Source organism: Candidatus Tiamatella incendiivivens (assembly GCA_015522635.1).
In the GTDB taxonomy this organism is placed as follows: domain Archaea; phylum Thermoproteota; class Thermoprotei_A; order Sulfolobales; family Acidilobaceae; genus Tiamatella; species Tiamatella incendiivivens.
On sequence record WALW01000001.1, the window covers coordinates 10625 to 36795 of the forward strand.

A 26171-nucleotide genomic window follows, 5' to 3' on the forward strand; every position below is an offset into this window, starting at 1 on the left:
GGTTGGATAACATATCATCTATTTATAGGTACGCTTGTCCTAACTGCGGTGGACCTATAGATGATTATAGACTAGAGCTTGGTGTTCCATGTGACAAGTGTCTACCTGTTCTTCCCGAGAGCATTTCTAGGGAACAGGTCTACAAGATGCTTGTCAAAAACGGACGTCTCAGCAGAGACTATGAAATACTTCATAAGCAGTGGAGGCTAACGAAGAAATTCGAGGTGTTCTTCGAGAAAGCAGTCGGCTCTAAGCCCTGGGGTGCTCAGAGGACTTGGGCTAGGAGGCTTGCTAGAAGGGACAGTTTCTCGATAATAGCTCCTACTGGTGTAGGGAAAACTACATTCGGCCTAGTGTACTCTGTTTTTCTCGCCTGCCGTAAACATGGTAAATCATATGTAATTCTTCCTACTACGCCTCTGGTGGTACAGGCCTTAAAGAAGCTCCATAGCTTGATGGAATCCGCAAATTGCCATGTTAGAGTTGCATACTATCATTCTAGGATGAAGAAAAGTGAGAAGGAAAAAATGCTTGATACGATAAAAAAAGGAGATTTTGATATTCTCGTGACAACCGTAGCTTTTGCTAGGTCTAAAATAGAATTAGTGGAAGGAAAGAACTACCATCTTGTTTTCGTCGATGACGTAGATGCTGTTCTTAGGAGTGGTAAGAGCATAAGTGCAGTCCTCCGAATAGTAGGGTTCCCTGTGGAAGTCCAGGAGAAAGGTTTAGAGTTATATTATACTAGGAGGAGGATAGTATTCCTATCGTCCCGTAATGGAGACCTGGAGGAGATAGCTAGACTGGAAAAGAAAGCTGGGAACCTAGAGAATTACATTGAAAAGTATAGGAGGAGAGCTAGTAGCCTTATGGTTAGTAGTGCTACTGGGCGGCCGAGGGGTGTTAAAGCAAAACTATTCAGATTTCTTCTAGGATTCGAAGTAGGTGGGCGGGGAGATATTGGAGTAAGAAGAATAATAGATACCTTCACAATCCCTAAAGAAAAAGAATACAGCGATGATGCAGTTATTAGCATCGTTAAAAAGTTAGGGGTTGGTGGACTTGTCTTTGTCCCCATCGATAAGGGAGTAAGTTATAGTGAGGAACTCGTTGAAAAAATGAAGCAACAAGGCATCCAGGCTGAAGCATTCCACGCTAAGAAGAACATTTCCTTACTGGAGAAGTTCGAGGAAGGTGAGATAGATGTACTAGTAGGCGTAGCCAATTATTATGGAGTCCTGGTACGAGGTCTAGATATGCCTTGGAGGGTAAAATATGCTGTTTTCGCCGGGGTTCCTAGAATGAAGTTCTCGGCGAAAATAGAGGAGCCGCATCCGTTGAGAATAGCTCGATTGCTTGGTTTAGTAGCAGAGGTTTTAGAGGGAGACTTGAAAGAGGAGGCAATGAGGTATCTAGCGGCTCTAAGAAGAGTTATAAGAAGGCTAAGCCCAGCTGCTCTCCAGATTATAACAGAGAAACTTATAGAGGGAGATGAAGGGCTACCAGGTAGTCTTGAGAGAATAGTCATAAGATCACTAGCTTTCCTTAGGCAAGCCTTCTCATCTAAAGATGTATGGGAGAAACTCAGGGAAAAAGGTGATGTAGGCATTGTTGAGGAAGAAGGTGGACTTTACCTCCTTATACCCGATCCGTACACTTATCTGCAAGCCAGCGGTAGAACTAGTAGACTCTATGCTGGAGGTATAACACTAGGATTAAGCATAGTCGTTGTAGATGACATTCGGGTCTTCAGAGGGCTTGAATCTAGGATAAAATACATGATTGATACTGAATGGGTCTCACTGGAATCACTCGACCTAGAGGATATTAAGAAGAAACTAGGGGACGAGAGAGCTAGGATCAGGACGCTTAGGAAAGTAGGTAGTAGAGAAGACCTAGTCAAGACTGCTCTATTAATAGTTGAGAGCCCGAATAAAGCTAGAACAATAGCTTCCTTTTTCGGCAAACCAAGTATGAGGGAACTACCAAATGGGTTAAGAGCATATGAGGTTTCGACAGGCGATTACATCCTCACAATAACAGCAAGCGGTGGACATGTTTACGATTTAATCGTTGACCAGCCAATCGAGGATGATTTGCAAAGTAAGCTTGATGTGGAGGAAACAATGCATGGGGTATTTAAAACAAGAGATAACAGATTCATACCCGTATATACGACGATTAAAAGATGCGTTAGAAGCGGGATGCAGACAACGAAAGAAGTAAATGAATGCCCGCCAGTTCAAGGTCTACCTGATACCTTCAAGAATAGCTTGAAGGTTGTAGGAGACTTGAGGAGGCTCGCTTGGGAAGCTGATATAGTTTTGCTAGGAACAGACCCAGATACGGAAGGTGAAAAAATAAGCCGGGATCTTTATCTTCTAATCAGACCTTACAGCCAAAGGATTGAGAGATTGGAGTTCCACGAAGTTACAAAGAGAGCCATAATGAGAGCTCTGAAGGAATTAAGGAAGATAGATGAGAACTTAGTGAACGCTCAAATGGTTAGAAGATTAGAAGACAGGTGGATAGGTTTTACTCTTAGCCCAAGACTATGGTATGAGTTCTGGCCTAAGTATTGTAAAGACCTTGAGATGGAAGCTAAGGGAGAGAAATCCAAGAATAGGGAAACTAATGACCTCAAAATATGTAGGAGATTCAAATTCTATATGAACCTTAGTGCTGGGAGGGTTCAGACACCTACCCTAGGTTGGATCGTTGCCAGAACGAAGGAATACGAGTCTAGCATCACCACACGGTACACCATAGAGTTCGCAGACGGGAAAGGTAGGTTATGGATTTATGGAAACGAGGCCCCGGGAATGGTTCCCAGTATATTGAGGAGTAAGGAACCGTTAAAGATAAAGGTAAATGCCGTTGAAGAGGAGGAGAGAACGGTAAATCCGCCACCTTCATTCACCACTGACGAAATGATTACAGAGGCATCCAAACGCTTAAGGCTTACTGCTCCTCGGATAATGAGGCTTGCCCAGAACTTGTTCGAGCTAGGTTTAATAACATATCATAGAACGGATAGCCATAGGATTAGCGATAAAGGAAAACAGATAGCAAAGGATTACTTGGAGGAGAAGTATGGTGAAGGCAGACTCCCCGAAGTGTATCAGCCTCGCAGCTGGGGCGATGGAGGCGCTCATGAGGCTATAAGGCCAACGAGGCCCCTCGACATGGAAACTCTCCGGAACCTTATTGAGGAGGGGTTCATTGAACTAGCTGCAGAGTTGACATGGAACCATTACAGACTATACGACCTGGTTTTCCGAAGATTCATAGCAAGTCAAATGAAGCCGGCTAAGGTGGTATACCGGGAATACCAGTACCTGTTAAATGGTATTCTACTAAAAGAGGAGGAGCATCCGTATAAGACTATAGAGCTTGGTTTCTTAGATGCATACCCGGAAATCAGACCGGTCGGCCTTGAAGAAGGAGAGTATAGTGTTGAAAAAATAGACGCAACTAGGGTAAGCCGGGTGCCATTGTACAATGATGGTGAAGTAGTTAGATTAATGAAGGAACGTGGAATAGGAAGGCCTAGTACTTATGCTAAGATAATAGATACTCTCGTGAAGCGAAGATATGTGTATGTTATACCTAAAACTGGGCAGCTAATTGCAACAAAGCGGGGGGACAGCGTTTATAGGTATCTTATGAACCGCTTCTCTAAACTGGTCTCAGAGGAACGGACTAGGATAGTAGAAGAGAAGATGAAAATGGTTGAAGAAGGTAAAGCCGATAGGAATAATGTCTTAAGCGAGGTTTATGAGGAAATAAAACCCATAGATGCGGAGAACCGGAGGAGGAAGTGGACAGCAGAGAAGGCTGCAGCCATGGTTGAAGAAGGGCTAGGAAATTTATAGGATGTTAGGACACACCTAATGTTTTAGCGGAGGAATTTAGGCTTGGCAGTATATAATGATGATGAAAGGGAGGACGTTGTCAAGATAGCTATAATACATGGTAAAATAAGGTATCAAGCTAGACGTCAGAATATACATAAGTTGTCTGCGTCAATTGAGGAGGCCATGAGTAAAGAGGAATCCCCTCAACTGCTGGTTCTCCCTCCATACCCGTTGACCGGTCCTCTAATAGGATATAATAGCCATGAGAGGACGATGAGATATATCAAAAGTAATGCTGAGAGGATAAATGAGAAAGGATATACTACACAGTTTATATGGCAACGGATGGCTCCTTACATGTCCAGTGTACTGGCTGGACCCATAATAGAGAGAGCAGGTCCAAAGCTATTCAACACTATGCTCCTAGTAGACCAGGATCATCACCGTATATTAAGATACAGGAAAATTTCCGTATCACCTATGGAAATGAAGTATCGGATTAATCCTGGAAAGGAGCCTGGGCTACTAGCTATACCTGGTCCCGGAGGAATCGAGAGAAGGCTTGGCGTGTTCATAGAGAACGACATAATGCATCCTGAAATATTCCGGATACTAAGCCTGATGGGTGCATGGGTAATGATTGGGAGCATACTACCGCTACCCTACATGGAACCACTTGTAGCGCCGGAAGAATCCAGTGACGTGGCCTACAGTGTTAATTCGAACCTACTAGAGTCATTCGCCTCTGTCAGAGCTATGGAAACTGGTGTACCTGTAATAATAGTAGGCGGAATCCTAGAGAACCTGCACGGCGAGTTAATGGCAGAATCGCCTACGATAATAGCTGATCCCGAACTGGGTGTAGTTAAAGTCCAGAGAGACGAAGACGTTCTAAGGCTCGACATAACACCGCCAGAAAAACCTTCATGCATGGAAGAGTGTACAAATGTACTAAACGTAGTTCAAAAATACTATAGGCATAAAATATAGATTATGATTCCAAAGAAAAAGGGAAATGACTATCAAACGAATTATGAAGCGACTGGCCCTATAACTTCTTTCCCGGCAATCTTATTAATCCTCTCAACTTCCTCGTCAACCATCTTCTGTATAACAGCAACTTCCTCATCTGTTAGATGCCTAAATCTACCCTGAAGCTTTAGATATTCTTTAATGGGCTTCCTCTTCTTGACCGGCATTGTTACACGGTAGTTTCCATGATCTATCTCGTATAGTACCCACATACCAGTCTCAGTAGCTAGTCTAGCTATAGTTATACCTAGGTTTGGATCGAATCTCCATCCAGTTGTACATGGCATTATTACATGGACAAAACTTGGTCCTTCTTCAAGTGCATCTAATCCCTTCTTAAACTTGTTAATCATGTCAAGCGTGTAAGCAGGATTAGCCGTAGCTACGTATGGTACTCTATGAGCAGCTACGATAGCTACCATATCCTTCTTTGGTCTCCACTCACCTCTCCATACTTTTCCAGCTGGAGTAGTCGTTGTCCACGCTCCATAAGGCGTTCCTCCACTCCTTTGTATACCAGTATTCATATATGCCTCATTATCGTATAAGACGTACATTACTCTATGACCTCGTTCTAGCATACCTGATAATGCTTGGAATCCTATATCGAACGTCCCACCGTCTCCACCTAAAGCTATAACCTTATAGTCATCATCAATTACTCCCTTCTTCTTTAATATCTTGATTGCTGACTCAACTCCACTAGCTACTGCAGCGGCATTCTCAAAGGCAACATGTATCCATGGGATATTCCAACTAGTATATGGGTATGGTGTCGTTGAAACCTCTACACATCCTGTGGCGTTAACGACAACAGTGTTTGGCCCTGCAACTTTCGTGAGGTGTCTAACTATTATTCCTGCGGTACATCCCGCACAGAGCCTATGACCGCTTACTAATCCTTCCCATCTGGGAAGCTGGAATAAAGTCTTATATAGCTGGCCCTTAGGGAGCTGTGTAGTATCCGACATTACTTCCTCACCCCGTAGAATATGGTTTCTTCAGGAACAGCCTTCCGGCTTTCAAGTGCTAACTTGAACATGTATCTTGCATCATCATCCTTGAACGCCCTCTGCCCTATACCTGCTACAACACTTATAACCTTAGTGTCCTTACCCCTTGAGTGAAGTAAACTGTTTATTTCTGTAGCAATGGGGCCTTGTACTGGTGCTCCATAACTTATTGCTCTATCTACAACTAAGACAGTATCCACGGATCCCACAGCCTTTAAGAAGTCTTCAACAGGGAAGGGCCTGTAGAGCCTTAGTCTTAATAGGCCAACTTTCATGCCTTTCTCTCTGACATCCCTTATAATATACTTTAATGTTGTAGCATAGCTTGTATTCGCAACGACTATAGCATCAGCATCATCACAATGGATGCACTCCATTAAACCATAGTTCCTACCGAAAACCTCTCCAAATTCTTTGTCTGCCTTCCTAAACTTTTCTAAGGCAACCTTCATTGCTTCAACTTGTTGGTATTTGAATTCATAGTACCAGTTCGGGTCAGTAATTGTACCGATAGTTAGTGGTTTCTCAGGGTCAAGCTTGTAAGGATAACTCCTCTTAGGGGCATATGCCAGAACTTTCTCAAGGTCTTCCGTGATGACAGGTTCCATTGTATGGCTCATTAGGTAACCATCATATACCACCATGAAAGGTAATAGGACATCTGGATCTTCAGCCACTTTGAATGCTTGCACAACCGTATCATACGCTTCCTGTGCAGAGCTTACGAAAGCAATTATCCAACCTGAATCCCTAGCATTCATAACATCACTGTGATCATTCCATATGCTTATCGGCCCGCTTAACGCTCTTGTTGCGACACTCATGACGATTGGAACTCTTCCACCGCTAGCTATATGTAATATCTCATGCATCAATGCAAGACCCTGGCTGGCTGTTGCTGTAAAGCTCCGGGCTCCAGTCACTGCAGAGCCTATAGCAGCACTAAGAGCAGAATGCTCGCTTTCAACATGTATCATTTCAGCATCAAGCTCTCCATTAGCAATATACTCTGCTATCTTCTCGACAACAGTTGTCTGAGGAGTTATAGGATACGCTGAAACTACATCCACGTCAAGGTCCCTAGCAGCTGTTGCTATTGCAGTGTTCGTGCTCATAGGTCTTGGCTTTTTCAAGCCTTTCATGGATTCTTCTTTGAATGCTAGAGTCACTCTTCACCACCTCCTGGTTCTTCGATTACTTCAGGTATCATTTTAATAGCATTAACTGGGCATTCTTGTGCACATATACCGCATCCCTTACAGTAGTCGTAGTTTACAATGTATGTGAGTTTGTACGTTTTCCCCTTACTCGTAGTGTATTCTTCATCTATCTCTCTAATGGCATTATCTGGACAGTACACCCAGCAAAGCCTACATCTCACACACTTATCCTGGTCTATTACCGGTCTCTCGACTCTCCAGTCTCCAGTATAGTATTTGAGGCTATTAGCTGGCTCTGGAATTATACCACCTGGGGGGAGCTCGTTGTATTTAGGTAAGTCACTCATTGGGCAACCACCTCTTCTTTGATTTCACTTACAAGGGTTTCCTTATAAGCCCTGCGTATAAGTTCAACGTTAAGCTCCCCTATTTTTCCAGTGAACTTATTTAGAATAGCTTTTTCAGTATTCTCCAAGCTAACTACTTCAGTTGCTCTAACTAGGGCTCCTAGCATGGCTGTGTTAACTATTGGTTTCTTGAGTATTTCCATAGCTAAACCGGTTGCATCTATTACTCCTATTTTTATACCAGGCTTGAGCTTAAGTATTTTAGCGATTTTCTTAGGCTGGATCTTGGTATTTACTACGACTATTCCATTAGGCTTCAGGCCTTGTGTGTAATCTGGGTGAAGAAGGCTTGGATCAAGTATCACTAGAATGTCAGGGGTTGTTACTGGTGTTCTAGGTATCACGGGGTCATCACTTATTCTAGTGTATGCTCTTACAGGGGCTCCTCTTCGTTCCGCTCCGAATTCTGGGAAGGCCAACGCATATTTACCGTCTAGTATGGCTGCAGCCGAGACTGCTTCTGACGCTGTGACTGCGCCTTGACCACCCCGGCCATGCCATCTTATTTCGATCATCAATATTTTCCACCTATATTACATAATAATGGGTAGTTTGCATATGCCAAACTTTTTATTCAATTATCCTAAGAATGCAGTGTTGGTTATTTATTAGTTTGCACCCATATTACAGGGAATAACACTATGATATCAATCTCCCCTCCATCGATTAACGTTTGTCTATGTTTATTACGACTCAATGTTTTATACCATTATTATATGATAAAGGGATAATAAGGTGCTTGCTTTGGATGTAGAGAAGGCGTGGGTTGTTAAGGTAGGCTCCCTCAATGATCTTGTGCGGGTAGCGGGCTCAATAGTCCTATCCAGGAACCCTATATATATTATGAGATTCCATTATAGAGATCTAACTGTTTATACTATGCTCAGTGTGATACGGGATTACTATAAGTATTACGGAGTACCCATGGCCTACTATTACACCGTTAAAGATGGGGGGAATGAACACGAGTCGAATTACATACTCATAAAGGTGGATGAAATGGGAGAAGAGGTAATACTAACTAATAAGATACGTCACGGATACGCGGTTATACCCGTGCTGGATCTTGCAGAGCCTCCCCCGTTCTTCCCCATGGAAGTCCTAGGTGGTGAAGAATGAGTCTCAGACTGCTTCGAGAAAAAGTCGGTGAGAACGAGCTGGAAGAACTATTAAGACTATTAAAGTTTCTCGGAGTATCCACCACTGAATCTAGAGTTTATCTCTTCCTCCTAACCTACGGGCCTATGACCGTCAGAGAGATAAGTGAAAAAATGAATGCTGCACAATCCAAGATCTACACTGCCGTCGAGAGCTTGGAGAAGAGAAACTGGGTCTATAAAGGAACTGGGCGACCCGCGAAGATCCATCCTACGCATGTGGAAGAAGTGTGGAGATACATTAAAGATAGGCTCAACAGGATGATGGATAACATAGAGACCAAGGTAATTCCCGCACTCCAGAGCCTGGAATCTGGGCGTGCCAACTACTATAAGGTTATGATAGTTGTGGAACCGCAGATAGAGCACATAGCTAAGAGAATAATGTTTGAGGATTCTAAGGAGGTTAAAGTAGCGATAGGTGATAAGAGGCTCATTACACCTGGATTAATGGAAGCACTAATATATGCTGCCAGGTGGAAAGCATTGAAGCTCATACTCCCGCCTGACCTGGATGACGATGGAAAGACCCTTGAAAACTTGGGTGCTCAAATAAAGTATAAGAAGGTGTTTGGCGGTGGTATTATAGGAGAAGAGATACTGTTAATCATTAATATGGGTGAAGAACTCACTGGTCTATGGAGTGATCACGCGTTCTTCAAAACATTAGCTGATATGTATTTTGACAGGTTGTGGAACGAGTAAATTGATTTCTTTACAATTTGTAAACAATATATAAGAGTTATACCAGTAATCACATACTCCTACCCTTCTAATAACACTATACCGAAAACATACTAAATGGTGATACTCGCAATGAAACTCATCACAGTCAAAATGCCCGAAATATATGTAGATGGAATAGACGAGTTAGTTAAGAATGGAAGATATAGTAGCAGAAGCGAGGTCATCCGCACAGCGATTAGGGAACTACTTAAACAAGAACTATGGAGAGGAATGGGCGCATATATGGGCGGAATAACTCCTTTTAAACCAAACAACCTGGTAGAAATGGAACTACCAGGTTAACTTCCTCCTTCTCTCATCTTCTCACCGTAAATTCATTGTCATACTAGTCTTACCTCTATAAAAATACTTGTGTACCATAGACTACTTTTGCTTCCATAATCTTAACAAAGGATTTAGTAATGTAATTTAACCTCTATTGATTCAGTGTGTTTTTGTATTTTTCTCTCAGCATATTTAATAAAGTAATTTACCGCCATTTTCAGAGGCATGTATTGAGGCTTGTTTAAGTATCCCTGGTTTATTATCCATTTAGCCCATTTTATAGAATGCTGCCCAGAAAGTAGCATTGCTTCCCTGTGATATTCCTTTACATGCTTGCTCTTGAACCCGTCCTTATCTTTCAATGCTCCCATTGGTACAAAGAACATTGGAACAATTAGGCTTGGATATGATTTAAGCCTCTCTAAAAGCTCTATTGTCGCATAGACATCATCTTCCGTTTCACCTGGAAGGCCCAGTATGAAGGTTGCGGCTGGGAATATGTTGTTCTCGATTAATATGTTGAATGCGTCTTCAACAACTTCTGGCCATGATTCTACTGGATAAGGAGCTGCTTTGGCAGGCATTATTTTCCTTGCTAGTTTGATGCTACCTGTTTCTATTCCAACCTCTGCACCATAGAACTTCCTGACATCGTCATCTAGAACTATATTAGTGATCCTTGATATTATCTTTCCGTGCTCTTCAGCGTATTTTACTGCAGCTAGGCTGACATGGCTCCAAGCAAATCCTGCTTCATATTCGTTTAAATGCCTAGCTACCATTTTATGCAGTTTGAGGAGAGGTTCTGCTCTCGGTTTGACAACATCTGCACCATACAATAGTATGTCTTCGCTATGTAGTACAACATTATTAATACCTGACTGCAAGTTAACTAAGATCTCGCTCTCAATTTTATCTAGGGGAATGAATCTTAGTGGTCTTAATGTCACACTACAGAACTTACATCCTCTAGGACAACCTCTCATTATTTCAACTAGGCCGCCTATACTTGGATGTTTTATTTCTGGGATCTCATCTATGCTAGGGCTTTCCTGGGGGTTTATGATGATTTTAGATGGGAGGGGTTTTTTATCTAGTATATGTTCTGCTATTTTAGTTATGGCTTTATCTGCTTCCCCCTCAACTAGGAGATCTACTGGCCATTTTTTCCTTGCGTTTTTACATGCTTCCCACTGCCAGACTGCTGGACCTCCTATAACTATCTTCATATTATGTTTACGTTTCGCTTCCCATATTGCTGGATGGCTTATGAACTCGATGAAGCTTTTCCTGTTAATAGGCGTCCTTTCTGTTAAGAGCCACCACTCGTTACTCGGTGGACCTAGAGCAAAATAGTCGTGGTGGCCGATCATTAGTGCCTTTGCTCCGTGGAGTACATAATATGGTACATAGTCAGGATCTATGACGTGAGCGTTAAATCCCTTATTCTGTAGTGCAGCCTCAAGTTTTCTTAGAGCGTATGGAGCGACTTTAGGTTTCCCATAGGCGTCTACACCTGGCGAAGGGCATGCAACCCATTTCCATAGTTTTTCTGGGATGCCTATAGCGGGGCCTGTTGCAGCGAATCCTATGAAGATCTTCCCGTGATGATCACTCATCAGGCACCTGTCCACGCTAAGGATGAAATCTGCATGAAGAAGCTTTTTTGGTTTCCTTGTTTTAGCCCCCTTGTTTGGGAGCCTCAAGACTCGTCGCCTCTGGAGGAATAGAATTGGCCTTCAGACCGTATTAGTTTTAAGTATAAATTTTAAGGTATAAACGGTGTAAAACGCGTAAATGATAGTAATGCAATCAGGTTCCTGAAACCATTGCATGCAAGTAGAATAAAGGCTGACCTAGATGTATAGGCTAATTGGGAACTCGCAGGGGTCGTATTATTAGTCTATACAGCGGATCTTCTCGTATTAGCTTAATATAACTGTGAGGAGGATCCCATCCAGGTATGATGTTTCTTATTTCATCTAGAGTTACTGGGTGGTGATATAATGCAGTGTTCAATATTTCTATGGCGAGTGCTCTTCTAGAATCTTTTATGTATCTGTATGCACCTCGCCCCACGCCTCTTTTGAACTGTCTCAATGTTCTCCATACATTTTCGGGAGTGTCTTCTATTACGTCTCCCGCTACGAATTCTCCTATTATGCTTCTAGTATCACTACTAACATAGAGTATTATGAGAGATCCTGGTAGAATCCTTGATTTTCTAAGCTTTCGGAGCTCGTATCTTTTGCGGCCAGAGAATATTGCTTCTGCGTATTTGGGTTTAATACTTAGGAGGAAGGCTTCAGTGTTTCTCATACTAGAGTTCCCTTGATATTACACTGTAAATCTTTTCAGGATAAACTTCATATAGTTTTCCGGCTAGTACAGCTCTTATATCTCTTACCTCGTGTTCAAGAAGTTCGATTGATGCCGCTATTAGCCCTGCATGAAACGGGTATCCTTCGAACTGTGCCAGTGATCGTTTCCTGCTTTCACGTAGAGAAGAGGATCTTGCATGTTTCAAGGCTTCAATGTAGTTTTTACCTTCAAAGATTGGGAAATATCTCTTTAGCTCAGAGTACAATTGCTCAGGATCGTTGCTATTATTATCATACGTCTGTCTAACTATATTCCAGTTGAACTTACATATATTTATGCCTGAATAAACTGTGGATATTATTTCTCCAGGCGTTCTCGTCCGGGAAGCATACAGTAAGCCTGAGACTAGGGTGTATATTATCCTCGGGCAAGTTACCTGTTTTACGGCTTCTCTACTCTGTGTATTCAGGTCTTGTAAGACAGATTGGATAAGCACCGGCCTAATGAGAGGTTGGCATAAATCGTAGATACCCGGGTCATTTGTTCTTTGGTAAGTATCAAGAGCTCCTTCAGAGAATTTTCTTGCCTCTGGAGTTTTAATTCTCTGAATTAGCTGTTTAGGTGTTTCTAGGGATTCTTCTTCTAATCCGTGCAGAGGCGTGTCTGGAATTTCTGGTGTAACTAGTGTTTCTATCGAGATAGGGGCACCCAAAGCAGTTCTTTTGAAAATGCTTAGGAGATCCCCAATTATATATGTGCAGAGATAAGCTTTTGCGACTTTATCCGCTGGTTGGGGGGCTATTTTAGATAGCTTAAGCGAGTACCTCACAATTACCTTATTAAGCGCCCTTTCTACTTCACTAAAGCTTCTTGCTTCTAGTTTCTCTTCTTTAAGAACTTTGAACTCATTAGCGTCTCTTAAGGCTTCTTCGAAGTTCTCAACTAATGCCAGACTTCTTATATCATCTGTTTTAGCTAGATTGCTAAGAGCTATTCTTAGTTTTGGGAGTATTTTAGCATAACCGAATTGGCTCAAGCAATTGCACCTCGGATCAAGTCAAGAGCGAGCTCTACCGCCTCCTCGTATTTCTCCTCCCCTGTTTTCTTTAATCGCTCAACTTCCTTTCTAATCTTCTTATTATACGATTCTCTTAGCTTCATAGCTTCTTCTTCCAGAGCAGCTTTCACTTGGTCTCTAGCTACCTGATACGCGGATGCTGATTCGTTTTTTATCTCTACAACAAGTTCTTCAGCAATTACTAGCAGATCGTTTGCCACTTCATCGAGTTCCCCCCTTATCCTATTCAAATCCGATTCAAACTCTACCAAGGCTTTACCTAGTTTTTCCACACTACTCGACAAGCTAAGCACCCATTTGCTAATATTATCCCATACCATTTGGGATACGGTGAAATGTAAGTATTAAATAATTTTAGATTACTTCAATTCTTCTCTTTATAGCTAGTACAAGCCCAGGTAAAATCTCTTCAACTCTCCCATGTATAACTGCATTCGCCAACGAGTCCAGCGGAGTTTCCTGTAGGTTTACTATTGCAAGAAAAACCCCGGAACTATGAGCATGCCATGGTAAACTTGCTGCCGGTTGCACGACGAGACTTGATCCTACGGATAAGAAGACTTTACATTTTCTAGCTAACTGTAGGGATTCCATATAGACCTTATAGGGAAGCGGTTCTCCGAAGAAGACAACATCAGGCTTCAGTAGACCACCACACTTTGAGCATCGTGGGGCTTCTCCCTTACCGACTTTCTCAAGTGCTTCGTGAATAGGATACCTGGAGCCGCATGAAGTACATACTGCTCTATACGCGTTGCCATGTATCTCTAATACTTTCCTGCTTCCAGCCCTCTGATGCAAGCCATCGATATTCTGCGTTATAACTGCCTTGATGAGCCCCATTTCCTCAAGCTCAGCTAGAGCTTTATGAGCCGGGTTGGGTTGCTTGTCTTCTAGTTCTCCTACTAATTGTCTATAATAGATCCAAGAAATATCTGGGCGTGAGTGGAAATAACTTAATTCGAAAATAGATGGATCTATTCTACTCCACAGGCCTCCTGGGCTTCGGAAGTCTGGTATACCACTGGGTGTACTTATGCCTGCGCCTGTTAACACTACGCTGCATCCTTCGGCTTCTATGATTTTTTCTGCTATTTTCTCAATAAGATTCTGATAGCTCTTCAAGGATCTCATTTACCACCTTTTCAGCTAATTCAAGATCGGCCTGCTCGGCCTCCTCTAGGAGTTCAGGGAGACTTTCTCTTATTATATCATCGAGCTCCCCCTCGACATCTATTACCGCTCTCTTGATTATCAGAGGCTGCGGTTCTATTACTGCCCCCTTAACAACAGCTTCCTCATCCATGGTTTCTACGAGCAGAATACCTACTCTTCTTTCACCTAGCTTTACCTCGTATACAGCATCGTCGAGAGGCGTGATACCACGCCTCTCGACTTGATACTCCGGGGGAGTAGCTATCTCTTCAGCTTTTGCAATAGACTCTGACAATATTTTTGACACCTCTTCACCTGGAACTCTCTTGAAAACCTCTAATCTAAGTGCGTCCCATAGCCACTTTATAGTTCCATCCTCGATTTCATAGTCTATTCTCACTCTAACAACATCACCTTTGTCTATCTTTAACTTATTCACAAGAATATCGAAAAGAATCCTATTCAGCTCAGCAGCTGCTCTAGCTACCTCCTTGTTATCCAGTTCTCTTGATTTAACTTTGTCGCGGAGCTGAGCGAAGAGTACTCTTCTAGCTTTATCCGCATAGGCCCCCGCGATTATGAGCCCCGTACTGAGCGTCTGGGGCATCGAGTTTCACCCCGCTGGAAGTTACACACGTTTCATTTTCACTTACTATATATGGTCTAGTTGGAATAATATATATCTCCAAGACAGATTTGTTTCATCGGGTATTAATTTATAGACTCCGGTTCGATTTAGCCAGTGTAGACTGAGAGGTGCTATTTATAGTGCCGGCGAATTTACCGCCAGAAGCGAAAGCCAAATATGCAAAGTACCTAGACGCGAAGACTATTGAAGAGAAAATACAGGCTTTAGAAGAATTTGTTTCAGCTGTCCCCAAACATAAGGGAACAGAGAATCTTATGCTATGGGCTAGGAAGAAGCTTGCTCAATTAAGGCGAGAGCTTGAGGATGAGAGGAGGCGCCGTAAGTCTGGAGGCGGCGGTATAAGATTCATGGTTCAAAAATCCGGTGCAGCTCAAGTATCAGTGCTAGGTCCTGCGAATTCGGGTAAAAGCACACTAGTCCATAGGCTAACACGAGCTAAAACATTGATCACTGGCTACCCGTACGCGACGAGGCTTCCTACTCCTGGCATGCTCCCGTTCATGGATGTTCGGATACAATTGGTAGACACCCCGAGCTTTATGTTGAGCGATCCTGACAGTCAATGGAATAACAGGATAATAGGATTGGCGAGAAACGCTGATGCCTTACTCATAGTATTCCCACTAGATTCCCCATCGTTAAAACAAGACGTCATATCTACTATAAAGCTACTCGGAGATAGAGGTATAGAAATCAGTAAAGGAAAAGGTTATGTATATGTGGAGCGCACTCGCGGTATAGGTGAGATCAAACTCTATGTTAATGGTAGACTGAAGGGTTTCACGGAAGAGCAAGTGAGGAAGCTCCTGAGGGAATACCGGATCTATGGGGCGCATGTCTATGTTGAGGGAGAAGTCGGCCTCGACGATGTTGAGAGGGCTATCTTCACTAGAACAATGTTTAAACCCACAATACTTGTTTTCAACAAAGCTGATCGATCCCTCTACAGTAGAAAAGAACTACTTGAACTGAAAGATATCATCCCAAGCGAGGTCCCTGTACTTGTGGGGATAGCCAAGTCGGGTAAAGGATTTGAGAAGCTGGGCGAGATTCTCTTCGAAAACCTTGGAATAATACGAGTTTACACTAAAGAACCGAATGGTGAAACAGCGAAGCAACCGCTTGTCCTAAGGAGAGGTGCTACAATACTGGATGTGGCGAAAAGTGTTCATTCAAGGTTGGTAAAGAATTTTAAGTATGCGAAAATATGGGGTCCCAGCGCCAAATACCCTGGTGAGAGAACAGGATTGGACCATGTTGTAGAAGATGGTGATATAGTAGAGATTCACGCTTAGGAAAGGAGGAGGTGTTTTTACTGGTTAGCCAAATATTCTTCTATGTGTTTAGCTACCTCCACCCCGCTCTTCAGGGCGGGCCCTATAAGGCTAGGTCCGTGTCGTACATCTCCTGCTGCGAATACTCCTTTCCTAGAAGTCATGAACTTCTCATCAGTCAATACTACACCATGGCTGTCTACTCTTATTCCACAGCAACCATCCTTTATCGGGGGTGTAGGTAATACACCAACAGCTTTTAGGGCATAATCGAATTCCTCCTCAAACTCGCTACCTTCTATGGGAAATGGTTTAGGCCTTTTCTCAGCAGATGTCTGAATTAGCCTCATTCTAACGAATTTGACTATCTTCTTTTCTCCTTCCCTTCTGAATTCAACTGGAAGCGTTTGCTCCCAATATTTTGCACCGTGCAATATCAAGTTGTCAATTTCTCTGGGACCCATCGGTGCATATTGCTTGGATCTCCTGTAGCTTAACACCACCTCGCTTACCTTACCCTTGAACTCCGGGTAGCTCAGAGGTATGAGCACGCTATCAGCTGCCGTTAAACCTCCACCTACAATAAGGACACGGCCATGTAAAGGCGGTACTTCATCCCAGCTCTTGTAACCGTATTTAGCCATATGAACTGCTACAATCCATTCAACAGCAGGGTAAACCCATTCAGCATTCTTCTCTTCTCCTACTGTACCCATTGATCTAGTCTTCCATGTTCCCGTAGCTATTATAGTTGCATCATACTCATTTATGATATCCTCAAGGTGAACTCGATTCTTTGGTGAAATTACTTTATCCATTAATCCTAAGTCTCCGACCATATCTACCTTTGTGTTCAACACGAATTTTACTCCCGCATCGATTAGTTCCTTGATACCCTTCCTTACAGGTTCCTTAGGGATTCTCGTTATTGGTATACCGAAGAGGATCAACCCTCCGGGCTCTGGGTTTTGATCGTAAACAACAATCTCGTGTCCTTTACACCTCATTATCCCAGCTGCGCCCAGACCTGCGGGTCCAGCGCCTATTATTGCAATTCTCTTCCCTGTCGAGGCAGGTATTGCATCCGGTTTACATCTTAAGAACTTCACGGCTACCACTCTCTAAAGGGCTTATTATTCCGTGTCCGCCTTTTCCAGGAATCCTCATATATAAATACTAGCCTCTCTCTAGGGATATGTTTATCTTAATTTTAGAGAGAATATCTTATACTATGGAATACAATTTAACACCTTGGGAGGTGCTGTTTCGTGAATACCAGTACTTTCAACCCGGAGGATATTATTAAGCTAGCACTTGTTAGTGATCCGAGGGCAAGTCCCTCTGAATGTAGAGTTCTTTACGTTAATGGGAGAATGGATAAAGACAAGAATAAGTATGTCTATACTATTTGGGAGGCATCTCCTAATGAGCCTCCTAAACCTCTAACCAAGGGACCATCTGATACTTGCCCTAAGTGGAGTCCTAGCGGGATGATGGTTGCTTTCCTGTCTAGGAGAGAAGATGGGAAGGATGGAGAGCTCTGGATTATGAAGCCTGGAGGAGAAGCTTGGAGAGCATTCAAGGCGGAAGCCGGGATTGATAACTATGAGTGGGTCGGTGATGAAGAGATCATTGTTCTAGCAGGATACGGTAAGCAAAGTGAAATTGTTCACGTTATAGAGCATCTTCCCGTATGGATAAATGGGACGGGTTACAACTATTTTGTTAAACAAAAACTGCAATTACTACGGCTTGGCGGTGAACCTGAAACTCTCGCTGAGGCAGGTAGGGATAAATGGATTGAGAGTTTCTCTGTGAGCCCTGATGGGAGATACGTGATTTACACTCTAACAACAGATGAGCTAAAGCCTTATCTCAGTGAGATCCATATATATGACCTGATAGAACGGACTGATAAAGTTCTAGCTAAGGACTGGATAGTGTGGAATGTAGGCTGGACTGATAGTGTAGATAAAGCATGGTTTATCGGTAAAGAATGGAAGTACGCCCGGGAGAAAGGTGTTTCAATAGCACATACAAGACTTTATACAATAATGTTAAATGGGAGAATCGAGTGTTTAACTTGTAGGTTTCCCTACAATATATCAAGTAGTGTCAATAGCGACAGCAGAGGCCCGAGATGCGGTAAGCCTGTTGAATGGAAGGCTGGTACGGCTTATTTCTACGCTTCTGTCAAGGGTAGAGTGTTTCTAGCATCACTTCAACCTGGGAGTGAAGGTCCCCTGCTTCTATATGAGCTGGGTAATGGGAGTGTTGACGGGTTCTCACTGGGTAGAGATTGTATTTACTATACTATGATGAATCATAAGGAGCCTGCGGAGCTTTATTGTTATGATCCGAATACTGATGTTAGGAAGAAGCTCACGTGGCACAATGTAGGGTTTGCAAATAGTGTTTGGTTAGGAAGTCATGAGCACTTTCTAGTTAAAGCCAGTGACGGCGAGAATATAGACGCGTGGATAATGAAGCCTAGGGATTTCGACGAGTCAAAGAAGTATCCAGCGATCCTCTATATTCATGGCGGCCCGAAAACAATGTTCGGCGAAGGCTTTATGATGGACTTTCACGCCCTAGCATCCAAAGGTTTCGTAGTTATTTACAGTAATCCTAGGGGAAGCGATGGCTATGTAGAAGATTTCGCTGATATAAAAGGAGACTATGGAGGCAGAGACTATGAGGATCTTATGGAAGTGTTGGAAGAAGCTCTTAGGAAGTATCCATGGATTGATGGTGAAAAAGTAGGTGTGACTGGTGGGAGCTACGGTGGCTTCATGACTAACTGGGTAATAACTAAGACAAAACGGTTTAAGGCTGCTGTTACACAGCGGAGCTGCAGTGACTGGATAAGTGATTATGGAACAACGGATATTGGCTGGTACTTTACATCGGAATCCATCCTCGGCAATGTAGAAGCTCCTCCACCGTGGCTTGCTCCTGAGAAGTATATAGAGAAGAGTCCTCTTTGGAGTGTAGAAAATGTAGAGACTCCTCTACTAATAATACATGGCATAGAAGATTATAGGTGCTTCCTAGGGCAGGCGGTAGAATTTTTCACTGCTTTGAAGCTGAGGAATATTGATACTAAACTTGCTCTTTTCCCCGGTGAAAATCATGATCTCTCGAGAACAGGTAAACCAAAGGCCCGTATAGAGAGGGTGAAGCTGATCCTAGACTGGTTCGACAAGTACCTCAAAGGTGGAGAAGCAATTGACTCTAGCGGTAAAGGGGCTTAGAAAAACATATGGTTCTATTGTAGCCATTAATAATCTCTCTTTTTCTATCGGTGAAAACAGTATTCACGGGCTTGTAGGACCTAATGGTAGTGGTAAAACAACCACTTTCAAAAGCATATTAGGGCTTACTATACCGGATAGTGGGGAAATACTCCTCGATGGTGAGTCTTTACTTGGAAAGAAAGGATATAGGCTTCGGGGTAGGATAGGTTTCTCGCCTGAAACAATAGCATTGCCGTCATGGCTTACTGTTGAGGATTTCCTTTATCTCACGGCTAAACTAGACGGGCTAAGCAAGAGAGGCTCAGAGCAATTAGCTGAGAAAGCTATCGAGGAGTTCGGCTTGGAAGAACTAGGTAATACGAGTATATCAAAGCTAAGTAAGGGCCAGAAGAAAAGAGTGCTAATAGCTCAAGCACTAATCCAAGACAAGCAAGTATATCTTCTCGACGAGCCTATGACGGGATTAGACCCTGAGTGGGTTATAAGGATCAGAGAAATCCTCAGGGAGAAAGCTAGGCAAGGCTCTTCCATTATTGTTTCAAGCCACCTTCTACGGGAACTCGAGACTCTGATAGACAGTGTTACTATAATAAAGTACGGAGTAGTTCTGTTTACAGGAAAAATAGGTGATCTAGCCTCGGCTGTCGGCATGATCGGAATAAAGGTTTCTATAGAAGTAGATGACCCGAAGAGGGGTCTAAATATCTTGGAGAAATTTGGTCTGGAAAACATTAGAATAGATGATGGTAAGATTGAGGTTTCAGTGAGATCGAAGGATAAAATCAATAGCATTATAGAGAATCTAGTAGAGGGTGGGGTGAGGGTTTACCAAGTAAGCACAAGTGAGGCCGGTCTTGAGGATGCGTATGTAAAGCTGTTGAGGAGGTCGAGATTGCTTGGGAAACCGTAGTTTTTGGGGGGTGATTGAGTATGAAGTCAGAAGGCTCAGGTCAAAGAAGAGTTTTTATTTCATGGTACTCATAGCCCTCCTGCCATTTGTTACTGTTACAATAGTGAAGTACTTCAACCTAGAAACCCATGGCATCTTCCCTATAGAGCAGAGCAATTACTTATGGTTATACTTGTACGGCACTCCTCGAACTATCGGCGGTGGCATATTGGTTTCAGCTACAGGTATTGCCGCATACATGTGGCTGTTCGCTTCACTTTTTGGCGGCGATACCTTGGCGTCTGATATTGAAGAGGGGTGGATCCAAGTTTTATTATCCAAGCCTCTGACTAGGTTTGAATACATAGCTGGGAAGGTTATAGCTGCTCTGGGGGTATTAGCATCTGTTTATTTCATAGGAGCTTTATCTTCTCTTATATCAGCATATATTATGGCTGGGTCACAAGGGTATGCTTACCTAGTTATAGTTCTTCCTATAGTAACAGCATTGTCATCTATTCCAATTATCTTATTATCAGCATGGGTCGGCGGCTATACTGGAAGCTCGTTAACCGGCCTGTTATCAGGTATAGGCCTCTATTTCCTGTCAAATACTATAGCTGGACTTGTAGGGTTCACTGCTGGACCAAGGTTTATCCAAAGACTTATGGACTATAGCCTATTAGACCCGATTAAAGCTAGTACTCAAACCTCCTTAGTGACAGTCATGTATCTAACCGGCGTGCATAAAATTGTTTTCCCAAGAATTAATGGGGTATATCCAGTTTATAGTGTCAACAGATTATTCACTGGTTCATGGGTGAACCTCATTACTTCCTCTATCATTATATTTTTCTTTATAGTAAAATGGTTCTCCCGCAAATCCTTCTAATTCTTACTTAGGAAACAGGCTTCCAGCAGATGCCTAGATCCGTTGCTCTTTTCCTTGCTTTGATTATCTCTCTTCTACATGGTCTTCTAGCTATGTCTTTCCACTTACTGGGGTATTTTGATACGAGATGCACAGGTATGTATTGCTTCATGACGTTAACCAAGATATTATCTGACGGCAATTCGTCCGCTATGTATTTAAGTACTCGGAATGTACAACATTCAAGGTGCCCTGGTAAAACGAGGTGCCTTACTATCATGTCACCTATGCTGGAGGCCATTTTCAAATTTCGCGTAGTGATTTCCCAGTAATTCGGCGTCCCACTTAATCTAAATGCGCATTTATTATTCCCATACTTGAAATCCGGGAGCCATATGTCAATTACATCTAGGAGGAGTTCTAATAGTGCCTCTGTCATATACATATTGCTATTCCATAGTTGAGGCTTGTTATGCGTAGCATAAAGCAAGCTTTCAAGTATTATATGTGCACTTGGAGTGGGTTCTCCGCCTACATGATTAATGTTTCTAGCTCCTTCCAATGCAAGTTCATCTTGAATGGTAGCTAGCTCTCTTGGTGTAACAGGTGTTCCATGTCGAGGGTATTCTTGGCTGATGTCATGGTTTTGACAGTAAACGCATGTAAAGTTGCATCCTCCATAGAATATTGTCCCGCTTGGGACGAGAGGTGCTTCTTCCCCGAGATGAAGGAATGCCGAATGTACGTATGCCTTGTCATCCAGCCTGCAAGCACCGATTTTCCTTTCCCTATTAATCATACACCGTCTTTCACATAGGATACAAGGGTTAACGAGTTTCCTCACAATTCTCACTTTCAACTCTAGGAAGCTCACGCCCCTATTTGCTCGTGGAAGACGGCTAATTAAACTGGGATCGTCCTTTATTCTCCTAAGCAGATCCCTGAAATCCGGTGATACTCGATGATGTATTCCAATCAACTCTTGTAATGTAAGGTTCTCCAAATCTCTACGATCCAGTCCACCGATAACATACGTCTTCGCGATCTTATATCGAGGTCGAGCACGACCTTTAAGTACAAGGTGATACCATGAAAGTCTTCTCAGAACCTCAGGATGCCTCCATACAGTGATAGCATCAGACCTTATATTTGAGTATTCAAACACTATAACAATCCTCCCCTAAACCAGTATATCCGATCATCAGACTAATACTATAAGTAAATAACCTGTTTCTTGGTTTTAGGATTATCTGGTGTATACGGCTTGGATAACAGGAATGCAACTACTGTAATTAGAAACGAGGCTCTCAAACTCAATGCTCCTCTCGACCCCTTCGGATTGATAGAACTCTATACTATTCTCAAGCCACTCTTAGGACTTGACCCGGTCACAGCTAAGAAGACTAGAGAGCTAGAATACATGAGTGCAGTTGAGTATCTGATCGGCTCCTTTAAGAAATTGGGTGTCGACAACCCTGAGGATCTTGCGTCCAGATTAGTTGATAGAATACTGAATAGATGCATAGATGGATGCAAGGACAAAGGGTCATGGTAAAAAAAGTGAAGTTATGGTCTAATACTTGGGAGGCTTAGAAAGTAGCCTAGGAATATGAGTGCTACAATTACAATAACAGGGTTGAGATCCCTCCATTTTCCAGTGAGGAGTTTAACTACTGTATATGTTATGAAACCTATTCCTATCCCGTCTGATATACTGTAAAGGAACGGCATGCTTGTTATGGTGAGAAATGCTGGAATAGCTTCAGTGTAGTCGTGAAGATCTATTTCCTTTATAGCTCTAGCCATCAGTAGTCCTACTATAATTAGAGCTGGAGCCGTGGCGTATGCTTGTGCTATTGTGAAGAGTGGTGCTATGAAGAGACTGGCGAAGAATAGCAGTGCTACTATGAGAGAAGTTAAACCTGTTCTACCGCCTTCCTCAATTCCGCTCGCACTCTCAATATAGGTTGTAACAGTACTCGTCCCAAGCATAGCTCCGAAAGTTGTCCCTAAAGCATCAGTTAGCAATACTTCTCCTATTCTCTCGACTTTCCCATCCTTTCTAATGTATCCTGCTAAACTTGCCAATCCTGTTGCCGTACCTAGAGTATCGAAGAAATCCACTACGAAGAATGTGAAAACAATTATTGTTGCTGTGAAAAATCCCAAGTCGGCTAGTCCATGGAGATCCATTTTCATGAACAGGCTAAAATCTGGTCTAGCAAAGACTGTGCTTGGAGGATTTGTGAGGCCGGCCGTAATTCCTGTTATAATTGCTAGGATTATGGAGATGAGTAGAGCTCCAGGAATTCTAAGGGACATAAGGACTGCTGCAATTAAAGTAAAGCCTAGAGCTATTAATGTAGGTATACTGTGAAATGCATTTGAATCCATTGCTAGGGCAATTAGATGACCATTCTTTGTTACTTGAGCAGTGATTAACCCTGCATCATTGAATCCTATTAGTGTTAGGAATAATCCGATTCCCGTTCCTATAGCATACTTGAGATTTTGTGGGATCGAGTTAGCTACGCTCTCCCTGACTCTAGTCACACTCAATATAACGAACACTATTCCCTCGACAAACACTGCAGCCAGAGCTACTTGCCATGGTTCTACTCCTACTACTCCTTCTCGTGAGAGTATCCCAGCTATAAATGGAACGACTGTGAAAGCGAAGTATCCGTTCAAACCCATTCCAGGTGCTAATGCGAAAGGCATCTTAGCATATAATGCCATTATCAGAGTGGCTAGACCAGCACCTGCCGCAGTAGCAACCACGAGGGCTTGCTTAGGCATTCCAGTTGCTGATAGGATAGCTGGGTTAACGAATAGGATATACGCCATTGTCATGAACGTTGTAAATCCTGCTACTACTTCCTTCCTCGCATTAGCGTTATCCATATCTGAAGGTTTCAATTTCTCGAGAATAGATCCGTTCGATGGCATTTTTAACATCCATGTTTCTGGTTTATTGAAAATTCTGGTTTTATTTAAATGTTATACCTAGATAAATTTTAAATAACCGTGAAAGAATGAATGTGGAATCGTTTATTACTGGTGATTATCATTTTGGACAACAGGATATTGATGAGCCAACACCTAGAGGAGCCCGCATTGCCAGGCTATGACTTATTCCCTGCTGTCTGAGTCCCAAACCAAGTATTCCGGGGAGAAGAATGGGTATAATAGATACATTAAGAGGTATTGAACTAATATCAGCTAGAGCTAAAGCAACCTACTCTGATTTCATCCTGGCAGGACCACTCAATCTCTGGTTTAAAAATATCATTAGAAACCCAGAGTCAAGATACATTATTATCACAAGTAGAGGAAGCGGGGAAAGATTGAGAGAGTATCTATGTGTTAATGCAAAAACCCTTACGTGGGGAAATGAATGGAGAAAAGTTAGAGGGAAACTAGCGAGGTGTTCACTATATAATAGATACCTAATAGAATTACTAGCCGACCCTGCTCTCCGAGACGACCTACCAGAATATCATGCCAGGAATCTAGCGAAAATAAGTGACAATATACTCATCGGAAATTACCTTGTAAAACTAGCACCCTTAAGCTTTGAGAGAACCCTACAAGAAACGCTCAGGCCATATAAAACCGAGAATTAAATAGGTATCCAGAACCTATTTGTATGAATAGGTGCAAAAGCGTGTTGATAGGGGTAATGAGTGACTCCCACGATAACGTACCTAATGTGAAAAAGGCCTTATACGTATTCAAGGAAAACAACGTTAGAGCCGTAATTCATCTAGGAGACATTGTTAGCCCATTTACACTGAAAGAAATATGCAACCTAGAGATCCCGGTCTATGCTGTTTTCGGGAACAACTGCGGGGAGAAGATCCTACTAAGCAAAATAGCTCAAGACTGTGGCGTAAAACTATCATATCCCCCTTATCAAATAGAGTTAGGAGAAAGCCCTAAAAGAAAGATCCTAATGTTACATGGTTTCGGCTCAAAAGAACAAACGATCAGTTTAGCTAGAATACTAGCCAAGTCAGGGGAGTACGATGCTGTACTTTTCGGGCATACACATGAGCCTCTTGTTGAGAAACACCACAATACTATTTTGTTGAATCCTGGAGAAGTACTCGGGTATCTATCCGGTAAGGCAAGTATAGCCCTTCTAGAATCTTCGACACTCGAAGGGAGGATCATTTATCTTGACTGAGGATGACTCTGAGTTAATCCACATCATAAGATTACTATCCAGAAACACAGATAAAGAAATATGCGGATTCCTATTAGGAACCGATGAATTCCAGGTAGTATTCCCAGTAGAGAATATTTCTAACCGACCTAAAACCGAGTTCTACATGGACCCCTATGGTATACTTATAGCACACAAATTGAGTGAAAACTTGGGGCTAAACGTCATGGGAATATATCATACTCACATATACGGGCCTCCCGAACCAAGCTTAAAGGATAAGGATGGCATGAAGCTATGGCCGCTTCCCTGGCTTATAGTCTCACAAAAATCCCACCAACTTGTTTACCCGGAATAACGTGTTTCACCCTGGCTAATTGTTCATTTTTGATACAGTAAACCTATAGAAGTGAACATGGTATAAGTTGTTATCTTGAGGTGAGACAAAATGAGCGGGGAAAAGAACGAAGAAAACGAGAAATACTTAAACATGATCCCGGAGGACGATCGCGGAGATGTAATAATGGTTAGAATGATTCTCAAAAGTGTTACAGAGTTCTTAAAAGAAGCCAAAGAGCCTATAGAGGAGCTTTTAAAAACACTTGGTGCAAGTCTTGATGGCAGTAAAATAGGTCAAGATGTAGCTAAGTTTTATAAAAGCCTCATAGAAGCCGGCATTCCAGAGGATATGGCAAAGCAAATGACGACAGACTATTTCCAGAAGAGGGTTGAGGCAGCCAATATTCTTAGTAGTCTAACAAAAATACTAGGAACGAGAAGAGGAAAATACATGCTCTCTAATATAGAGAAAGTAATAGAGAAAGAAGAAGAGGAAGAAGAGTAAAATAATCTAAAACTACGCAACTGAACA

Annotated in this window: 27 protein-coding genes; 14 read left to right on the plus strand and 13 right to left on the minus strand. The window is 42.6% G+C overall.

The features are described from left to right. The first annotated feature begins 2 nt into the window (after nt 1-2). A complete protein-coding gene (gene rgy / locus F7B60_00055; protein MCE4613914.1) occupies nt 3-3875 on the plus strand; it encodes a reverse gyrase in 3873 nt (1290 codons plus the stop codon). 42 nt (nt 3876-3917) lie between these two features. Beyond that, nucleotides 3918-4847, plus strand: coding sequence for a carbon-nitrogen hydrolase family protein (locus F7B60_00060; GenBank protein ID MCE4613915.1), 930 nt, complete (start codon nt 3918-3920; stop codon nt 4845-4847). Between the two features lie 41 nt (nt 4848-4888). Here the strand turns inward: F7B60_00060 and F7B60_00065 are convergent, their stop codons facing one another. The 4 genes from F7B60_00065 to F7B60_00080 are packed head-to-tail and all read right to left on the minus strand — an operon-like array spanning nt 4889 to nt 7984. Further along, on the minus strand, nt 4889-5860 hold the full coding sequence (locus F7B60_00065; GenBank protein MCE4613916.1) for a pyruvate synthase subunit beta: 972 nt from the start codon (nt 5858-5860) through the stop codon (nt 4889-4891). Beyond that, nucleotides 5860-7071, minus strand: coding sequence for a ferredoxin oxidoreductase (locus F7B60_00070; protein ID MCE4613917.1), 1212 nt, complete (start codon nt 7069-7071; stop codon nt 5860-5862). Before F7B60_00070 ends, F7B60_00065 begins: the two co-directional genes overlap by 1 nt. After that, nucleotides 7068-7409 (minus strand): 4Fe-4S binding protein, encoded by a 342-nt coding sequence (locus F7B60_00075; GenBank protein MCE4613918.1) that lies wholly within the window; start codon nt 7407-7409, stop codon nt 7068-7070. The genes F7B60_00070 and F7B60_00075 overlap by 4 nt, the downstream gene beginning before the upstream one ends. Further along, nucleotides 7406-7984, minus strand: coding sequence for a 2-oxoacid:acceptor oxidoreductase family protein (locus tag F7B60_00080; GenBank protein MCE4613919.1), 579 nt, complete (start codon nt 7982-7984; stop codon nt 7406-7408). The genes F7B60_00075 and F7B60_00080 overlap by 4 nt, the downstream gene beginning before the upstream one ends. A gap of 229 nt (nt 7985-8213) precedes the next feature. Between F7B60_00080 and F7B60_00085 the strand changes: the two genes are divergently transcribed. The 3 genes from F7B60_00085 to F7B60_00095 all read left to right on the plus strand — a co-directional run bounded on the left by F7B60_00085 (nt 8214) and on the right by F7B60_00095 (nt 9655). After that, entirely contained in the window at nt 8214-8588 is a 375-nt protein-coding gene (locus F7B60_00085) for a cren protein (protein ID MCE4613920.1), read from the plus strand. Further along, nucleotides 8585-9331: a hypothetical protein gene (locus F7B60_00090; GenBank protein MCE4613921.1), complete on the plus strand. Its 747-nt coding sequence runs from the start codon at nt 8585-8587 to the stop codon at nt 9329-9331. Before F7B60_00085 ends, F7B60_00090 begins: the two co-directional genes overlap by 4 nt. 111 nt (nt 9332-9442) lie before the next feature. Next, nucleotides 9443-9655: a ribbon-helix-helix domain-containing protein gene (locus F7B60_00095; protein MCE4613922.1), complete on the plus strand. Its 213-nt coding sequence runs from the start codon at nt 9443-9445 to the stop codon at nt 9653-9655. A 113-nt stretch (nt 9656-9768) separates the two neighbouring features. Here the strand turns inward: F7B60_00095 and F7B60_00100 are convergent, their stop codons facing one another. From F7B60_00100 to F7B60_00125, 6 genes are all read right to left on the minus strand, one after another. Then, nucleotides 9769-11256: a B12-binding domain-containing radical SAM protein gene (locus F7B60_00100; GenBank protein MCE4613923.1), complete on the minus strand. Its 1488-nt coding sequence runs from the start codon at nt 11254-11256 to the stop codon at nt 9769-9771. A 250-nt stretch (nt 11257-11506) separates the two neighbouring features. Next, nucleotides 11507-11956 carry an ASCH domain-containing protein gene (locus tag F7B60_00105; GenBank protein ID MCE4613924.1) on the minus strand — a complete coding sequence of 150 codons (450 nt, stop codon included), beginning with the start codon at nt 11954-11956 and terminating at the stop codon, nt 11507-11509. Between the two features lies 1 nt (nt 11957). Further along, the gene (locus F7B60_00110) at nt 11958-12995 is read right to left on the minus strand and encodes a V-type ATPase subunit (protein ID MCE4613925.1); all 1038 of its coding nucleotides are present in this window, start codon (nt 12993-12995) and stop codon (nt 11958-11960) included. Next, the gene (locus F7B60_00115) at nt 12992-13321 is read right to left on the minus strand and encodes a hypothetical protein (protein ID MCE4613926.1); all 330 of its coding nucleotides are present in this window, start codon (nt 13319-13321) and stop codon (nt 12992-12994) included. Before F7B60_00115 ends, F7B60_00110 begins: the two co-directional genes overlap by 4 nt. A 70-nt stretch (nt 13322-13391) precedes the next feature. Next, entirely contained in the window at nt 13392-14171 is a 780-nt protein-coding gene (locus F7B60_00120; protein ID MCE4613927.1) for an NAD-dependent deacylase, read from the minus strand. After that, entirely contained in the window at nt 14137-14799 is a 663-nt protein-coding gene (locus F7B60_00125) for a DUF2258 domain-containing protein (protein MCE4613928.1), read from the minus strand. Before F7B60_00125 ends, F7B60_00120 begins: the two co-directional genes overlap by 35 nt. 161 nt (nt 14800-14960) lie before the next feature. Here F7B60_00125 and F7B60_00130 point away from each other — a divergent pair, with 161 nt between their 5' ends. After that, nucleotides 14961-16136 carry a TGS domain-containing protein gene (locus tag F7B60_00130; protein ID MCE4613929.1) on the plus strand — a complete coding sequence of 392 codons (1176 nt, stop codon included), beginning with the start codon at nt 14961-14963 and terminating at the stop codon, nt 16134-16136. A gap of 17 nt (nt 16137-16153) precedes the next feature. Here the strand turns inward: F7B60_00130 and F7B60_00135 are convergent, their stop codons facing one another. Next, complete coding sequence (locus F7B60_00135; protein MCE4613930.1) at nt 16154-17224, minus strand: FAD-dependent oxidoreductase; 1071 nt, start codon at nt 17222-17224, stop codon at nt 16154-16156. 159 nt (nt 17225-17383) lie between these two features. On the opposite strand from F7B60_00135, the gene F7B60_00140 reads away from it, so the two are divergent. The 3 genes from F7B60_00140 to F7B60_00150 are packed head-to-tail and all read left to right on the plus strand — an operon-like array spanning nt 17384 to nt 21153. Next, entirely contained in the window at nt 17384-19369 is a 1986-nt protein-coding gene (locus F7B60_00140) for a S9 family peptidase (GenBank protein MCE4613931.1), read from the plus strand. Then, nucleotides 19344-20282 (plus strand): ABC transporter ATP-binding protein, encoded by a 939-nt coding sequence (locus tag F7B60_00145; GenBank protein ID MCE4613932.1) that lies wholly within the window; start codon nt 19344-19346, stop codon nt 20280-20282. Before F7B60_00140 ends, F7B60_00145 begins: the two co-directional genes overlap by 26 nt. Continuing rightward, nucleotides 20269-21153 (plus strand): ABC transporter permease, encoded by an 885-nt coding sequence (locus tag F7B60_00150; GenBank protein MCE4613933.1) that lies wholly within the window; start codon nt 20269-20271, stop codon nt 21151-21153. Before F7B60_00145 ends, F7B60_00150 begins: the two co-directional genes overlap by 14 nt. A 7-nt stretch (nt 21154-21160) precedes the next feature. Here the strand turns inward: F7B60_00150 and F7B60_00155 are convergent, their stop codons facing one another. Further along, nucleotides 21161-22297 (minus strand): radical SAM protein, encoded by a 1137-nt coding sequence (locus F7B60_00155; protein ID MCE4613934.1) that lies wholly within the window; start codon nt 22295-22297, stop codon nt 21161-21163. Between the two features lie 99 nt (nt 22298-22396). On the opposite strand from F7B60_00155, the gene F7B60_00160 reads away from it, so the two are divergent. After that, complete coding sequence (locus F7B60_00160; protein ID MCE4613935.1) at nt 22397-22687, plus strand: hypothetical protein; 291 nt, start codon at nt 22397-22399, stop codon at nt 22685-22687. A gap of 11 nt (nt 22688-22698) precedes the next feature. Here the strand turns inward: F7B60_00160 and F7B60_00165 are convergent, their stop codons facing one another. Next, nucleotides 22699-24081: an NCS2 family permease gene (locus tag F7B60_00165; protein ID MCE4613936.1), complete on the minus strand. Its 1383-nt coding sequence runs from the start codon at nt 24079-24081 to the stop codon at nt 22699-22701. A gap of 230 nt (nt 24082-24311) precedes the next feature. Between F7B60_00165 and F7B60_00170 the strand changes: the two genes are divergently transcribed. The 4 genes from F7B60_00170 (at nt 24312) to F7B60_00185 (ending at nt 26144) form a co-directional block, all read left to right on the plus strand. Further along, nucleotides 24312-24758, plus strand: a complete 447-nt coding sequence (locus F7B60_00170) for a hypothetical protein (GenBank protein MCE4613937.1) — start codon at nt 24312-24314, stop codon at nt 24756-24758. A 41-nt stretch (nt 24759-24799) separates the two neighbouring features. Beyond that, nucleotides 24800-25321, plus strand: coding sequence for a metallophosphoesterase (locus tag F7B60_00175; protein MCE4613938.1), 522 nt, complete (start codon nt 24800-24802; stop codon nt 25319-25321). Continuing rightward, complete coding sequence (locus F7B60_00180) at nt 25314-25658, plus strand: M67 family metallopeptidase (protein ID MCE4613939.1); 345 nt, start codon at nt 25314-25316, stop codon at nt 25656-25658. The genes F7B60_00175 and F7B60_00180 overlap by 8 nt, the downstream gene beginning before the upstream one ends. Before the next feature lie 90 nt (nt 25659-25748). Next, a complete protein-coding gene (locus tag F7B60_00185; protein MCE4613940.1) occupies nt 25749-26144 on the plus strand; it encodes a hypothetical protein in 396 nt (131 codons plus the stop codon). Nucleotides 26145-26171: the final 27 nt, after the last annotated feature.

Bases quoted from the DNA above. Each gene is read 5' to 3' on its own strand.
- F7B60_00065 (MCE4613916.1), bottom strand. From the start codon at position 5,860: ATGTCGGATACTACACAGCTCCCTAAGGGCCAGCTATATAAGACTTTA.
- F7B60_00075 (MCE4613918.1), bottom strand. From the start codon at position 7,409: ATGAGTGACTTACCTAAATACAACGAGCTCCCCCCAGGTGGTATAATT.
- F7B60_00080 (MCE4613919.1), bottom strand. From the start codon at position 7,984: ATGATCGAAATAAGATGGCATGGCCGGGGTGGTCAAGGCGCAGTCACA.
- F7B60_00090 (MCE4613921.1), top strand. From the start codon at position 8,585: ATGAGTCTCAGACTGCTTCGAGAAAAAGTCGGTGAGAACGAGCTGGAA.
- F7B60_00095 (MCE4613922.1), top strand. From the start codon at position 9,443: ATGAAACTCATCACAGTCAAAATGCCCGAAATATATGTAGATGGAATA.
- F7B60_00100 (MCE4613923.1), bottom strand. From the start codon at position 11,256: ATGAGTGATCATCACGGGAAGATCTTCATAGGATTCGCTGCAACAGGC.
- F7B60_00105 (MCE4613924.1), bottom strand. From the start codon at position 11,956: ATGAGAAACACTGAAGCCTTCCTCCTAAGTATTAAACCCAAATACGCA.
- F7B60_00120 (MCE4613927.1), bottom strand. From the start codon at position 14,171: ATGAGATCCTTGAAGAGCTATCAGAATCTTATTGAGAAAATAGCAGAA.
- F7B60_00125 (MCE4613928.1), bottom strand. From the start codon at position 14,799: ATGCCCCAGACGCTCAGTACGGGGCTCATAATCGCGGGGGCCTATGCG.
- F7B60_00165 (MCE4613936.1), bottom strand. From the start codon at position 24,081: ATGCCATCGAACGGATCTATTCTCGAGAAATTGAAACCTTCAGATATG.
- F7B60_00170 (MCE4613937.1), top strand. From the start codon at position 24,312: ATGGGTATAATAGATACATTAAGAGGTATTGAACTAATATCAGCTAGA.
- F7B60_00185 (MCE4613940.1), top strand. From the start codon at position 25,749: ATGAGCGGGGAAAAGAACGAAGAAAACGAGAAATACTTAAACATGATC.